This window comes from Halorubrum sp. Atlit-26R (genome assembly GCF_003666015.1).
Taxonomy (GTDB): domain Archaea; phylum Halobacteriota; class Halobacteria; order Halobacteriales; family Haloferacaceae; genus Halorubrum.
In genome coordinates this window covers 16,007-28,529 of record NZ_QPLT01000011.1, presented here as the reverse complement: position 1 = coordinate 28,529, position 12,523 = coordinate 16,007, and the positions used below count along the sequence as shown (strand labels likewise).

Sequence of the window (12,523 nt, the reverse complement as noted above, 5' to 3'; positions counted from 1 at the left end):
CCTCGCCGGTCCTTCCGTAGACATGCCCCAGTACTCCGACGCGGACCTCCTTGAGGAGATCCGCCGCGTCGCGGCCCTCCCTGCTGTCGATGGGACACCCAGCGAGCAGACGTTCACCGAGGAGTCGGATATTTCATCCCGGAAAGTACGGCGCCGGTTCGGCTCATGGCGAGCGGCGATAAAACAGGCAGGACTCGGCCCCTTCACACAGGCCAACAAGATTCCGCGCGACAAACTCGTCGCTGAACTCCGCTGGCTTCGTGACGAGGTTGGCCAGATCCCGACGGTTGACCAGATGGACGAACACGGCGCGTACGCGTACATCACCTACTATGAGCGATTCGGGTCGTGGGCGGACGCGCTCGAAGAGGCCTTTGGAGCGGTGCCCGACCGCGAGTGGGAAAACGTCTCTGACGCTGAACTCCTTGTCGAGCTTCGCCAACTCGCTGGCGACGATGGTAGTCCGCCGACGCTGAGCGACATCAGAGAACGGGGTGAGCACGCGGCCTCGACGTATCGAGACCGGTTCGGGTCGTGGGCGGATGCGCTTGAAGCGGCCGGCTTCGAGCCACCGCCGCCACAGGACGTGACGACCGAGGCACTACTCACCGATCTGCGGCGGCTTCACGACGAGTTCGGGGGGCGCCCTACGACCACGATCGTTCGCGAACACGGCCGCTACTCGGTTCCGACCTACTACAACCGGTTCGATTCGTGGGACAACGCCCTCAACACAGCGTTTGAGACTGTTCCGGAGGACACCGTCAACAGCGAGACTGGCGACGAGAGAAGCCGCGCCGCCCAGACGTACAGCGACGACGATCTGCTTGCGGAAATCCGGCGTGTCGCTGATGTCACTGACGCCGACGGCGCGCCTTCAATTCAGGACTTCCGCGACCACAGTGATATCGCCGATACGACCGTCCTCCGCCGATTCGACTCGTGGAACGCGGCCGTCGCGACAGCCGGCTTCGAACCGAACGATCCCCAGCAGCGTATCCCAACAGAGGACCTCATCGACGAACTCCAGCGCCTTGGCGACGAGGTCGGCCGCGCGCCCACCGTCACAGAAATGAACGATCAGGGCAACTACTACCCCTCGACGTACCGGCGACGGTTCGGGTCGTGGGCGGCGGCGCTCGATACCGCCTTCGAACACATCGACGCTGACAATTTCCTCGAGTCGCGGCAGGTGAACAACCCGGACGACCCGGCCGCACCCGGGCCGCAAGTCTCTGACGAGCGGCTCCTCGAACACCTCCGCGAGCTCGCGGACGAACTCGGCGAGCCGCCGCGATTTAAGCAGATGGCCGACCACGGAGACCATGGCGCACGCACGTACACGAGGCGATACGGGTCGTGGGCCGAGGCGCTTGAGGCGGCCGGGCTCGACCCGGCAGACCGGTCGAGCCGCCAGCAGGTGTCAGATGATGATCTCCTCGCCGATCTCCATCGACTGCGTGACGAACTCGGGCGGGTGCCGACCGCGACCGACGTCGTCGAGGAGGGCACCCACGGAATCGCGACCTATCAGCGCCGCTTCGGCTCGTGGAGTGAGGCGCTCGACGCGGCCGAGATCGACCCCGACGACGACCGCCCGAGCGACGACGAGCTCCTCGCGGACCTCCACCGACTTCACGAGGAGCGCGACAAAGTGCCCTCGCTGCTTGACGTCCAAGACGACGGAGAGTACACCGAAACGCAGTACCGAAGCCGATTCGGCTCGTGGCGCGAGGCGCTCGAAGCGGCGGGCTTCGACGCGGATCGCGGACCGACAGACAGAGAACTGCTTGCCGAACTCCGCCGGCTACGCGACGACCTCGACAAGCGCCCCTCAATGAACGACATGACCGACCACGGTGCGTACGGGTGTACGACCTATCGGCGACACTTCGGCTCGTGGTCGGCGGCGCTTGAGGAAGCGTTCGATGCGGAGTCACCGTAGTATCGGCTCGCGACGCACGTGTGACGGAGGTATGAAGCGGGGTCCAAGTGAGCCCGACGCGCCGCGGGGGCGCGTGTCCGGCGACCGACAGGGCACCGCGAGTCCCTAGCCCGAAAAACCGGTACGGTGCCCCGGGGCGGGCTCACACGGGTGTACTCGGCAGCGCGTGGTAAGGGTTACGTCCCGCACGTCGCGGCAGTCGTTCGCGGATACGTCAGCCCGGCCGCGCACTCGCTGATCCCCGAGATCTGAAATCCGGCGTCTGACGCGTTCTCCGGATGCTTGGTAGGATTTGACACGGACGCAAATAGACACAAAGTATTTACCAAGACCGCCACACGTTCCAAGCGCAGTACCCCTAACCCGATGCGAATGCGTGAGAGCGAGTACCCCTGACCCAAGTCCAAGTCGCGCCCTCGAAGTAGTGTTGGTCACTGACGATCGGGCATCAGGAGACGGAGAAAGCTGTCAACGCAACGCAGACAACAGACAACAACAATGACAAACGATACAAACTATCGCGGGAAGGCCAACGCGGTCTTCTTCGCGGCGATCATGGTCGTGTCCATGTTCGCGGCTGGTTTCGCCGCAGCTCCGGCTGCTGCGACGACCAACGGCGATCTCACATACGACCTGTCGCCGTCTGATGGAACCGCTGTTGACAGCGGTTCCACGTTTACCCCGGAAGTATCGATTACGAATACCAATACCTCGGTTGGTGCTAACGTTACACCTGATCAGGTTCGCTGGCAGATCGCCAGCGACTCCGAATTCAGTACCGTAGTTGACAGTCAAACTGTCTCGGGACAGGAACTCGGCAACGATAGCTCTGCGGTGACCTTCGATGGGTTCTCTGAGGTCACCGCCCCCGAGAGTGGTGAGTACTATCACCGTGTTCAGCTCGTTGATGACAGCGGTAATGTCCTGACGGACCAGGCTGGAAACGACTTTGTCAGCGCTGACAACGGTGTCACCGTCTACGACCTCGAAAACGACTTCGAGCAGGTCAACAACCTGCCGGATCAGGTCGAGACCGGTGAAACGATCTCTGACTTCGCTGTTGAGATCACCAACACCGGTCCGGATGTGGATCTTGACAATCCCGTCGAGGTTGCTATCAACGATCAGTCGGTGACGGCTGGTTCTGACGGCGACACGCTCAGTGGAACGACTCGCTTCGATTTCACTGACCTCTCCACGCCGCTGACCGGAGGCACGTACGACGTTGACATCACGGCCAGTACGGACGAGGGCGATGTTACGTTCACGGACGAGATCACCGTGGGCTCGACCTCGTCGACTACTGACATCAGTTACGACCCGGCCAATCCGTTCCAGGGTCAGGACGTGAATGTCACTAATTCGGACGAGACTGATACGCCGCCTGGCACTGAGTACGAACTGCGTAGCGTCGACTCCTACGGAGACAACAACCAGGTCGACTCCAGCACGTTCGAGGAGGACCTCTCCGTGAACGATGACGGCGAGCTGATCGTTGACACTGGCGACTACAGCGCCGGTGACTACTACGTGACTAGCTCGGAGCTGACGACGACTCCCTCTCAGGACGCTACGTTCGAGATTCGGACGCAGAGCCTCAGCGCCGAGTTCGATGACGATTCGGTCAACGACGAAGGCAGTACGACGACCGAACTCGACATCAACTCGAACCGCGCCGGCTACGCGCTGAACGTCAGCGCTGACGGCGACCTCGATAGCAACGAACTGTACAGTATCTTCAACGGCAGCAACACAGACTCGTTCGCCACGGTTCCCGAAGGTGCAGACCCGAGCGACCTGACCAGCGCCGATGGTGAGGGGCAGTTCAGCGTTGCGCAGTACCCCGAAGGCGCAGATGACGCTGACGAGAAGGTCGTTCTCCTCGACATCGGTGACGTTGAGGATGACGTCGACTTCACCGGTATCGACACGGGCGACTACGAGTTCGAGTTCAACGTGACCGACACCGAAGCATCGGACGCGGGCAGCATCACGGTCGAGGAACTCGACCGGCAGGCTGACTTCGGCGAGAGCGTCTACAGCCAGACTGCGGGCGACGTCGCCGAGATGACTGTCGAACTCGAAGACGCTGACAGTACCTGGGTCCAGTTCGGTAGCGAGGACGTAGGCTTCGTCGACGTCCTCTACCTTGAGGACGACGACGATGACGACGAAGTGACCTTCAAGGTCAACACGCGGACGCTCGGCACGAACGTCGACCCCGGTGTCGTCTACAGCTCCGAAGAAGACATCGTTGAGAGTGAGCTGTACGGGACCACCACTACTGAAGACGCCGAGTACTACTCGGAAGATACTGACACGCCGCTCGTTGGCGATGATGCCAGCGATGTCACCTTCACCGAGTACCTCGACGCGATTGGTCAGATTGACGCTGGCGACGAAACCAAGTTCGATCAGCTGGCGCGTCCGCTCCAGCCCACGGACTACGACGTTGCCGCGAACGGCAACAACGACTTCATCGTCAACGACGACGAGGAGTCCGAACTCGACGACGAGATCGGTCTGACCACGCTCGACCTGACCGAGCCCGGTATCGAGAACGTCCAGACGTGGACGGCTCCGGCCAACCCGGCTGACGAGACTTCCAACACCTCTGAGCTGCTGGAGCAGGTGACCCAGAGCTCGGACATCGCGCTCGACGACCAGCTCGTCATCTCGGCTGAGGCCAGCGGGATCTACGGCCACATGGTCGCGCTGGACGACGATAACTTCGACGCGCTTGACGACGGCTTCAGCGCGAACACGCTCTACCGGCTCGACCAAGACCCGGGTGAGGGTGTGAACATCGTGGTTGAGACTGACGACGCGACGGGCAACCAGGACCCGACGTCGCTCGACCTCCAGAATGCGCCTGAAGACGCAGTCTCCGTGTTCGTTGACGAAGAATCCAGCCAGATGTTCATCGTGGTCGACACGAGTGAGGACAGCGCGTTCACTCAGTCGGTCGATGACGACACGGACTTCACGGCTGAAATCGAATACGAAGCTGACGACGAGGACCAGTTCGAATTCACCGACCCGGCCCTCAGTGATGAGGAAGACGCTGATCTGGACAACTCCCAGGACCTGGCGCGGGCTCTCGGCGGCGCCAACGGCGTGAGTGAGGCCGCCTTCCCGTACTTCCCGGCTGGTGAGGACAACACGCAGTCCGCGTCGGCTGAATTCAACCTCGCCGACCGCGATGCGTCCTTCGACAACGTGAACGACGACGACAACGTCGAAATCGCAGCCACCGAGGGTGCGATGGTCACCGGTGAGACCAACGTTGCGCCCGGTTCGGACGTGAGTGTTCGCGTCCGCTCCTCAGAGGGTGTCTCGCCCTCGTTCGTCGAGACGCCTGAGGCTACGGTTAACGAGGACGGCTCGTTCGAAGCAGAGGTCGACCTCAGTGGCGCTTCGGCTGGTGACAACGCGACGGTGAACTTCCGGGTCGCCGGGAGTTCCATCGCGGACTCCGACGCAGTGCTCGTTGAGGAAGTCGACACCGGTGGCGCCTTCACGGTCTCTGAGCTGAGCCCGCAGGAAGCCACCGCCACGGCTGGTGACTCGGTCGACGTCTCGGCGACGGTCGAGAACACCGGCAGCTCCGAGACGACCGAGACTGTCTCGCTCACGCTTGACGGCGACGAGCTCGACAGTCAGGATGTCACCCTCGAGGGCGGCGAGGACACCACGGTGGAGTTCACCGCGGACACCTCCGGCCTCGAAGCTGGTGACTACGAGCACGGAATCTCGACTGAGAGCGACAGTCAGACCGGCACGCTGACCATCGAAGCCGCCGACGACGGTTCCGACGGCTCCGACGGTAGCGACGGTTCCGACGGCTCCGACGGTAGCGACGGTTCCGACGGCTCCGACGGTAGCGACGGTTCCGACGGCTCCGACGGTAGCGACGGTTCCGACGGCTCCGACGGCACCAGCGAAGACGGCACGCCCGGCTTCGGTGCGCTCGTCGCACTCGTCGCCCTCATCGCCGCTGCGCTGCTCGCGACCCGCCGCAACGACTAACGTCGTTGCCTAACGGTCGCGACTCGTAGCTTCCAACTATCGGCCCTCGCGGGCCGACCCACACGCGGTCTTTCTTTATCGGACTCGACCACTGAGCGACAGCGAGCGGCGGCGCTCGCGAACCTACGTCTTGATCCTCTCGAAAAGAACCAGCTCCTGCGCCGTCGGCCCCTCACGACTCCCGCTCGGACGGACGATACCGCCGATTAAGACAAGAGTTCTCTCAGTCAGCGGAGATCTTTGTATTCTGTCCCGCACTCTGGACAGGTGCGGAGGTCAAATACGGTCTCCGAATCCGTAGCCGTCTTCAGTACCTGCTCGCAGTCCGCACAGTTGAGGCGCTCGTAGGTGTCTTTGAATAGGTCACCATCACGGAGTCCCTTTCGTGTAGACTTCATGCGGTGCTAATTTTCCAGACGGGATAAAAAGCCTGTCCCGTTTGCCGATACGCTTCTGCGACCTGTTTTGGTCACTCGCTCAACAGCGCGTCTCGCGCCCGCTTCAACTCCGCGACGTCGTACGCGTCGTTGCCGCCCTGGTCGCCGTGGGCGTCCTTCACCAGCTCCCGGAACGCGCCCGTGACGGTCGGCTCTGGTGCGTCCGGTGCGACGCCGAGTACCTCGTGCGGTTCGCGGTCGGGCTCGGGCTCGACGGCGATCACGTCCGGACTCTCCCCGGACTCGTCGCCTGGCGGGAGCCGTGCCGTCTCGAACTCCGAGTCCGCGGTGGTGACGCCGCAGCGCTCGGCGAGGCGCTTCCGCCGCGCATAGAGCGCGATCGCCCGGGCGTTCTCCAGCTGGGTTGCCCAGCGGTCGCAGGCGATCGCGTAGCCCTCGTCGGCGGGGCGGTCCTCGCGCCGGAAGCGCGCCACGACGCCGACATCGTCAGGCTTGTCGTGCTGGTGTGGGATGTTCGGCCGGTCCTTGTAGTGAGTAGACGCCGTCGAGATCCGGACATCAGTCGCGCCCCAGCGTTCGAGCTCGTCGACGATCGACTGGAACGACTCCTTGCGCGTGAGCGAGATGTCGCCCGGGTAGGACTCACGCTCGCTCGGGTCCGTGCGAGAGTAGCCCTCGGGCCACTGGAGTTCGGGAGCGCGCTGCTCAGTCGTGTTCATCCTCGTCGACCTCTTCCATCACGTCGACGTTCGCGGCGAGCTCCTGGAGCGCAACCTGAAGCTCGCCGAGCTGTCCGTCGATCTTCTCGACGATCGCCTCGGGGGCAGGAGCCTCGTCGGGTGCGTCGACGTCGAGGTCGTCAGGGAGTTCGCCCCGGGCGTCGCTCAGCTCGTCGGCTGCGTCCCGGAGGCGGTCCGCCGGTTCACTCATCGGCGATCACCTTACAGGCCGCCCGGACGTGCCGGCGGAGCGCATCGACATCCTGTTCCTCGATCGCTTCGCCGGCGGCGCGGACGTGCCGCTTCAGCTCCTCGACATCGTCCTCGCCGGCGTCGTCGCGCGGGTCGTCGATGAGCTCGTAGAGACCAGGAGCGACCTTCTCGACGTGGTTGTGTTCGACGAGTCGCTTCAATCGCTCGCTCGCGTAGGTCCGAGATACACCCATCTCGTCCGCCGCGTACTGTGGCGTGACGCGCCCCGATCGTAGAACGTCGAGGACAGCGTCATCGGTGTCGTTGAGGTCGGCGGGCGTAAGCACACCCGTGGCTGACGTGGCCATATCCTAACAACGTGTTGGTGTTGGTAAGTAACTTACGCAAAGTTGTGTTATACTATAGACTACAGTACGTTAAGTATAAGTGGGTGGCGAATAGACTTGTAGGTAAGCACGGGACGTGGCCGCGAGAAGTGGCCCGGGGTGGTTGGAACACCCCTGACCGTGCTGGACAAACCAGCGATGTCAACTACGAATCCAGGCGCTGAAAGGCGTACCGACACGCGATTGATCGCACAGCACACCGCGCTCGGCCTCGACGCCGAGGGCTACATCCACCACCTCGACCGCGACGCCGGCGTCGTTCACCGGATCGACCCCGAGACGGGCGCTCGCGAGCGCCGCTCGGACCTCCGCGAGTGGGTCACGCAGCGCGACCACGTCGCGATGGGCAACGCCGTCGACACGTACGTCCACGAATACATCGGCGAGGAGATCGGGTGGGTCGAGCGCGACCCGACCAACCGCGACGTCTTCGGAGGTGCGTTCTGATGCGCGAGATCACTCGGAGCGCGGAGAAGCGCGTGCGCGCCCTCGAAGAGCAAGCACGCGAGCAGTTCGAGTCATCCATCCTCCACAACCGCGTCTCCGTGACCGTCCACGAGGACGACCGCCTGCGCGAGACGCTGGACGTCGTCGAGCGTGCGTACCAGCTCCACGATCGCGCCGACCTGCCCGACGAGATGGAGTACGTCGCGTTCAACGCGGCCGAGGACATCAACGACCACTACGGCCTGCTCGTCGACATGGCGGTCGCCCGGGAGTGCGCGGCCGTCATCGAGGACGCCCGCGGTGACTGGTTCGACGACGCCGACGACCAGGCGGCCGTCCGCGACGCGTTCGATGAGGCGTGCGCGTGGCTCGCCGAGCATCGCGACGCCGCCGACGCCGAGGGCATCGAGGTTGAGCAGATCTGGGATGACAGTAGCGACGACTTCGACCGGGAGGTGACGGTGGATGTCTGACCAGGGCGCCATCGATGCTGACGTCGACGACGCCACACGCCCGTACGAGGAGCGCCTCGCGAACGCGCTCGCCGACATCCGCACCGAGCCCGTCCCGGGCAGCCTCGCGATCGACATTGTCTCGCGCCAGCTGCTGTTCGTCCGTCGCGACGTCGCCGACACGCTCGGCGAGTACCACGCGGAGGAGGGGTTCGACCTCGCGACGTACGGCCCACATCCGTGGCTGCCTGTTCACGCGAGCGACTCGGTCTTCGAGTGCTACTACCTGAGCGACCTCTCGATGGACAGCCTCGACGACCTCGGTGACCTGACGTCGTACGACTTCCCGCGCGGCCGGCTCGCGACCGTTCCGGTTGAACGGGCGTGGTCCGACGGGGGTATCGGCGATGTCTGAGGCGGCGCCGGCGCCGGCCGGGCGGTTCGGCAAGCGCGCCGCGAAGGCGCTCACCGAGTCGATGACCGTCCTCGACGAGCGGACGTTCGGCGACCTCCACGCCGAGGAGTTCTTGGTCGTCACACCGACTGGCACCTACCGCGTCGACGCGATCGCCGAGACGTGCGACTGTCCCGATGCCCTTCACCGGGCGCCCGACGAGGGGTGCAAACACAGACTCAGAGTCGCCTTCGCCCGCGGTGAGCGACCGATCCCGGGGTGGGTCGACCGCGAGGCGATCGACGAGCAGCTCGGCCAGCATCTCTCCGCGAGCCCGCGGATCGCCACGGCCGACGGTCGGACGGAGGTGCTCGACTGATGGGCGACAACGATCACGCGAACGTCGCGAACGAGCAGGTCCGTCAGGCGAAGGAGAACGGGACGATCCCGGAGTCGCGAGAGAACTACAGCTCCATCCGACTCGTCGTCGACGCCGAGAAGCTGACCGCGATCAACCCGATCGACCTGTTGGTGTTGAATCTGCTTCGCGGCAAGCGGCACGACGGCCACTACGACGGGGACGAGACCGAGGTCGCGAAGTGGGCGATCGCCGCGTGGTGTCAGGAGATCGGGTGGGCGCCGGACCTCACGGGGTACGACCCCGGCGAGCAGGTCGACCTCGGCGACGAGGTGCCGTACCTCAACGCTGCGTTCTACGCCCACGAGCTTCGCGACGAGGATGACGTCAGCCGGGCAGCCGTGGAAACAGTCCTGGACGACGTCGAGGAGACGATCGTCGACGAGGACATGACCGGCGCGTCCCGGGAGCAAGTCGCGCGCGGGACAGTCCAGCGTATCCGTCGCAAGCTCGGGGAGGGCGACGATGCCTGACCTCGTCGCTCGCGCCGGCGTCGTTGAGGCCGGCCAGACGTGGCGCTGTGACGAGTCCCGGGCCGACCCGGGCGACGTGCCCGAGCCGCACGACGTCCCGCTCTGGGCGCCGCAGCCGCGGTTCGACGCCGTCGTTGACCGTGTCGAAGAGGACTACGTCGAGCTCACCGTCGCGACCGGAAACTCCCACCCGCGGACGCCAGCGTTCGGCGCCGAGATGGTGTCGACAGTCGAGACGCTGACGAGCGACCCACGGTGGTCGCTGGTTGAAGACCGGGAGGTGGACGATGTCCAGTGACGACCTCCCGACGATCGCCTACGAGACCGAGTCGGGCGAGCGCCGGCGCGTCCGCTACGAGCGCGTTCCGGGCGAGCCGTGGCACGCCGAGCGCCACGTCGACCGCTGGGATGACGACGAGGGCGAGTGGGCGCCCTGCGGCGGCGAGGCGCTCTCGGAGCTGGTGATCGATGACGAGCATCGCGCCGCGGTCACCGTCACGGAGGGGCCGTAGATGCGCCGGCTTCGGAACGTCGCGGCGGACGTCCTCGACGAGGCCGCCCGTAGTCGGCGAGCCTCCAGTCGGTCGGGCGCGGCGCTCGGCCGTATTCTCCGGCACCTCGGCGCCGCGAAGGCGTTCGAGCGCGTCGCCGGGTGGCTTCGTGTCGACGACCAGGAGGAGAGCGCGGAGGCCTCGCGATGAGCCTTCGCTCGTTCGCTTCGCCGGATACTGAGTTCCGCATTGTCCCCTCGGGCAGTCCACCGAGTGTCGACGGGCTCGCGATCACCGAGCCGAAGTTCCTCGAGTGTACCGAGTGCGGCGCGCGCATCCGTATCGACGGTCCAGAGGGCCACACAACGACGATCGACAACCTGCCGCACGAGCGCGACTGCGACCAGCGAGACGTGGTGTCACGCGACTACGTCGAGCGGTTCGTACGGTAGCTCACGCGCTCATTTCGATTATTTTATTAGACAACCGTGAGATCTTTCTCAGGTATGGCCCTCCAACTTAGCCATGCGGTTAGCGACGGTATTCGGCGTATCTTCACCCGAACTGGTGGAGCCCTCTTTCTGGGGTTCCTTGCCATCCAGCTCGGTACACAAACAATGGTTAATACAGCGATTCTCGGATATCTTCCTCCTGAGGCAGCAACAGAGTTTCGCAGTAGCGTCGGGCTCGCACTTCCGATCTCCGGTGAGATCGCTCTTGCGGCGCTGGGCGTACTGATTCTCTTGAGCTCCGCGTATTTCGTGGTCTTGTCTCGGACGTTTGCGCAACCGCTCAGCGAAGCTGGATCGTTCCCCGCCTCGGTGACAGAGCGACTCGGCCGCGCCACCGTTTTCGCACTAATCGGCGGAGTACTCGTCACAATTATGATCATGATTGGCTCGGTATTCCTCCTGATTCCGGGGCTATTCCTGGCCGTCTCGTTCCTATTTTTCATCTTCGCTGTCGCTGTCGAAGATGAAGGTGTGATTAGTTCCCTGAAGCGAAGCTGGGGATTAGCTCGTGGCTCTCGACTTCAACTCGGTGTCCTCGTGTTTGCGTCCGCGCTGTTCGGTGGGGTTATCGGCGCCATCGCGCCCCTGTTAACCCTCGCCGGCCTCTCGGTTGCGGCTGATATCGTCATTATCACCTTCTCAGCAGTGTTTTTCCTCCCCTACTACGCGATCATCGCCGCGGCATATCTCCAGTTGCGTGATGGACAATCCCAGCGGGATCGGCAGAGAACAGGTCCTGTGGATGCGTCGCAGACACAGAAGCTGTAGCTGATCGCACCGCCCCACCAGGTGTATCGAGCGATAGAACACTTTTAGTTCCACTCCGGAAGCGAGGCGCCGCGAAAGCGTTCGAGCGAGCTGCTGGGTTGCTTCGGGTTGACGACCAGGAAGAGAGCGCGGAGGGCTCGCGATCATCGAGCCGAAGTTCCTCGAGTGTACCGAGTGCGGCGCCCGGGTTCGGACCGACGGGCCCGAGAGTCACACAACGACGATCGACAACCTGCCGCACGACCGTGACTGCCCGCAGCGGGACGTCGTCTCTCGTTACTTCCGCGACCGGTTCGTGCGGTAGGCGCTTTACTTCCACACTTCACGGTACATTTTAGGGCTGGAGAACGTATTTTGAGGTGCTGCGTTACAGGCGCAGCACCGAAGGAGGTGTCGCTGACAACGACATGGTATCCGGTCCTATCAGCCACGTAGGGGGCCAGCAGATGCTGGCTGTGGCGTAACCTAAGATCGGACTCGTGTAGCTCTCACACCTCTGCGGATCGACTTTTCAGACAAGATAGGTTGATGAGTACCCCGCCAGAGGCGGGGCCGGAGAGCGGTTAGTCTCCGGTAGTGCTCATCGCCGCAAGACAGAGGCCGTATGCTAGGGCCACCAGAAGTAACCCCACCGCGAAGACGGCGTGTCCGTTGACCACGAGGTACGCTGCCGCCAGCGTGCCGGCTGTAGGGGGAGCCGGCGACTCGTGTAGCTCAAACATTGCGAACCGACTCCGCCGCTTCCGTTGCCGTCCACGACTCGCAGCCGCTTTCAGACTGCTATCGGGTCTGTTGGACTGGCGGTATAACAAAACCACTCATAGTTGGGGTAAAATTAACCTCTCAATCACATGGCTGTTTCGGTGTTCTACAGTTTA

16 protein-coding genes and 1 pseudogene are annotated in these 12,523 nt (G+C 63.6%); 13 read left to right on the top strand and 4 right to left on the bottom strand.

The genetic code is table 11. The annotated features are described in order from the left end of the window. The first annotated feature begins 22 nt into the window (after window positions 1-22). The 3 genes and pseudogenes from DVK07_RS12730 (at window position 23) to DVK07_RS12725 (ending at window position 5,974) form a co-directional block, all read left to right on the top strand. A complete protein-coding gene (locus DVK07_RS12730; protein WP_147441157.1) occupies window positions 23-1,945 on the top strand; it encodes a homing endonuclease associated repeat-containing protein in 1,923 nt (640 codons plus the stop codon). Between the two features lie 498 nt (window positions 1,946-2,443). Further along, window positions 2,444-2,542 (top strand): annotated as a pseudogene (locus tag DVK07_RS24340) (surface glycoprotein); the annotation flags it as partial. A 237-nt stretch (window positions 2,543-2,779) separates the two neighbouring features. Further along, window positions 2,780-5,974, top strand: coding sequence for a BGTF surface domain-containing protein (locus DVK07_RS12725; protein WP_233565420.1), 3,195 nt, complete (start codon window positions 2,780-2,782; stop codon window positions 5,972-5,974). Window positions 5,975-6,201: 227 nt separating this feature from the next. On the opposite strand, the gene DVK07_RS23340 is transcribed toward DVK07_RS12725, so the two are convergent. The 4 genes from DVK07_RS23340 to DVK07_RS12710 all read right to left on the bottom strand — a co-directional run bounded on the left by DVK07_RS23340 (window position 6,202) and on the right by DVK07_RS12710 (window position 7,651). Beyond that, window positions 6,202-6,372 carry an HVO_0758 family zinc finger protein gene (locus DVK07_RS23340; protein ID WP_199719501.1) on the bottom strand — a complete coding sequence of 57 codons (171 nt, stop codon included), beginning with the start codon at window positions 6,370-6,372 and terminating at the stop codon, window positions 6,202-6,204. A 71-nt stretch (window positions 6,373-6,443) separates the two neighbouring features. After that, window positions 6,444-7,091, bottom strand: coding sequence for a J domain-containing protein (locus DVK07_RS12720; protein WP_121597418.1), 648 nt, complete (start codon window positions 7,089-7,091; stop codon window positions 6,444-6,446). Next, window positions 7,078-7,302 (bottom strand): hypothetical protein, encoded by a 225-nt coding sequence (locus tag DVK07_RS12715; RefSeq protein WP_121597417.1) that lies wholly within the window; start codon window positions 7,300-7,302, stop codon window positions 7,078-7,080. The genes DVK07_RS12720 and DVK07_RS12715 overlap by 14 nt, the downstream gene beginning before the upstream one ends. After that, on the bottom strand, window positions 7,295-7,651 hold the full coding sequence (locus DVK07_RS12710; RefSeq protein ID WP_121597416.1) for a type IV toxin-antitoxin system AbiEi family antitoxin domain-containing protein: 357 nt from the start codon (window positions 7,649-7,651) through the stop codon (window positions 7,295-7,297). The genes DVK07_RS12715 and DVK07_RS12710 overlap by 8 nt, the downstream gene beginning before the upstream one ends. Before the next feature lie 222 nt (window positions 7,652-7,873). Here DVK07_RS12710 and DVK07_RS12705 point away from each other — a divergent pair, with 222 nt between their 5' ends. From DVK07_RS12705 to DVK07_RS12660, 10 genes are read left to right on the top strand one after another with little or no spacing between them, the layout of a single operon-like run. Then, the gene (locus tag DVK07_RS12705) at window positions 7,874-8,137 is read left to right on the top strand and encodes a hypothetical protein (protein WP_121597415.1); all 264 of its coding nucleotides are present in this window, start codon (window positions 7,874-7,876) and stop codon (window positions 8,135-8,137) included. Further along, window positions 8,137-8,610 (top strand): hypothetical protein, encoded by a 474-nt coding sequence (locus DVK07_RS12700; RefSeq protein ID WP_121597414.1) that lies wholly within the window; start codon window positions 8,137-8,139, stop codon window positions 8,608-8,610. The genes DVK07_RS12705 and DVK07_RS12700 overlap by 1 nt, the downstream gene beginning before the upstream one ends. Beyond that, window positions 8,603-9,004: a hypothetical protein gene (locus DVK07_RS12695; protein WP_121597413.1), complete on the top strand. Its 402-nt coding sequence runs from the start codon at window positions 8,603-8,605 to the stop codon at window positions 9,002-9,004. Before DVK07_RS12700 ends, DVK07_RS12695 begins: the two co-directional genes overlap by 8 nt. Next, entirely contained in the window at window positions 8,997-9,362 is a 366-nt protein-coding gene (locus DVK07_RS12690) for a hypothetical protein (RefSeq protein WP_121597412.1), read from the top strand. Before DVK07_RS12695 ends, DVK07_RS12690 begins: the two co-directional genes overlap by 8 nt. Next, window positions 9,362-9,874: a hypothetical protein gene (locus tag DVK07_RS12685; RefSeq protein ID WP_121597411.1), complete on the top strand. Its 513-nt coding sequence runs from the start codon at window positions 9,362-9,364 to the stop codon at window positions 9,872-9,874. Before DVK07_RS12690 ends, DVK07_RS12685 begins: the two co-directional genes overlap by 1 nt. Beyond that, window positions 9,867-10,172, top strand: coding sequence for an SNF2/RAD54 family helicase (locus DVK07_RS12680; RefSeq protein ID WP_121597410.1), 306 nt, complete (start codon window positions 9,867-9,869; stop codon window positions 10,170-10,172). Before DVK07_RS12685 ends, DVK07_RS12680 begins: the two co-directional genes overlap by 8 nt. Beyond that, on the top strand, window positions 10,162-10,386 hold the full coding sequence (locus tag DVK07_RS12675; RefSeq protein WP_121597409.1) for a hypothetical protein: 225 nt from the start codon (window positions 10,162-10,164) through the stop codon (window positions 10,384-10,386). Before DVK07_RS12680 ends, DVK07_RS12675 begins: the two co-directional genes overlap by 11 nt. Further along, window positions 10,387-10,575 carry a hypothetical protein gene (locus DVK07_RS12670; RefSeq protein ID WP_121597408.1) on the top strand — a complete coding sequence of 63 codons (189 nt, stop codon included), beginning with the start codon at window positions 10,387-10,389 and terminating at the stop codon, window positions 10,573-10,575. It abuts the gene before it with no gap. Continuing rightward, window positions 10,572-10,817 carry a hypothetical protein gene (locus DVK07_RS12665; RefSeq protein ID WP_121597407.1) on the top strand — a complete coding sequence of 82 codons (246 nt, stop codon included), beginning with the start codon at window positions 10,572-10,574 and terminating at the stop codon, window positions 10,815-10,817. Before DVK07_RS12670 ends, DVK07_RS12665 begins: the two co-directional genes overlap by 4 nt. 54 nt (window positions 10,818-10,871) lie before the next feature. Then, on the top strand, window positions 10,872-11,645 hold the full coding sequence (locus DVK07_RS12660; protein WP_121597406.1) for a hypothetical protein: 774 nt from the start codon (window positions 10,872-10,874) through the stop codon (window positions 11,643-11,645). Window positions 11,646-12,523 lie beyond the last annotated feature (878 nt).

What these genes read in the sequence shown, in the direction of transcription:
- DVK07_RS12730 (WP_147441157.1), top strand. Translation starts at nt 23, where the DNA reads ATGCCCCAGTACTCCGACGCGGACCTCCTTGAGGAGATCCGCCGCGTC.
- DVK07_RS23340 (WP_199719501.1), bottom strand. Translation starts at nt 6,372, where the DNA reads ATGAAGTCTACACGAAAGGGACTCCGTGATGGTGACCTATTCAAAGAC.
- DVK07_RS12720 (WP_121597418.1), bottom strand. Translation starts at nt 7,091, where the DNA reads ATGAACACGACTGAGCAGCGCGCTCCCGAACTCCAGTGGCCCGAGGGC.
- DVK07_RS12715 (WP_121597417.1), bottom strand. Translation starts at nt 7,302, where the DNA reads ATGAGTGAACCGGCGGACCGCCTCCGGGACGCAGCCGACGAGCTGAGC.
- DVK07_RS12710 (WP_121597416.1), bottom strand. Translation starts at nt 7,651, where the DNA reads ATGGCCACGTCAGCCACGGGTGTGCTTACGCCCGCCGACCTCAACGAC.
- DVK07_RS12700 (WP_121597414.1), top strand. Translation starts at nt 8,137, where the DNA reads ATGCGCGAGATCACTCGGAGCGCGGAGAAGCGCGTGCGCGCCCTCGAA.
- DVK07_RS12695 (WP_121597413.1), top strand. Translation starts at nt 8,603, where the DNA reads ATGTCTGACCAGGGCGCCATCGATGCTGACGTCGACGACGCCACACGC.
- DVK07_RS12690 (WP_121597412.1), top strand. Translation starts at nt 8,997, where the DNA reads ATGTCTGAGGCGGCGCCGGCGCCGGCCGGGCGGTTCGGCAAGCGCGCC.
- DVK07_RS12685 (WP_121597411.1), top strand. Translation starts at nt 9,362, where the DNA reads ATGGGCGACAACGATCACGCGAACGTCGCGAACGAGCAGGTCCGTCAG.
- DVK07_RS12680 (WP_121597410.1), top strand. Translation starts at nt 9,867, where the DNA reads ATGCCTGACCTCGTCGCTCGCGCCGGCGTCGTTGAGGCCGGCCAGACG.
- DVK07_RS12675 (WP_121597409.1), top strand. Translation starts at nt 10,162, where the DNA reads ATGTCCAGTGACGACCTCCCGACGATCGCCTACGAGACCGAGTCGGGC.
- DVK07_RS12670 (WP_121597408.1), top strand. Translation starts at nt 10,387, where the DNA reads ATGCGCCGGCTTCGGAACGTCGCGGCGGACGTCCTCGACGAGGCCGCC.
- DVK07_RS12665 (WP_121597407.1), top strand. Translation starts at nt 10,572, where the DNA reads ATGAGCCTTCGCTCGTTCGCTTCGCCGGATACTGAGTTCCGCATTGTC.
- DVK07_RS12660 (WP_121597406.1), top strand. Translation starts at nt 10,872, where the DNA reads ATGGCCCTCCAACTTAGCCATGCGGTTAGCGACGGTATTCGGCGTATC.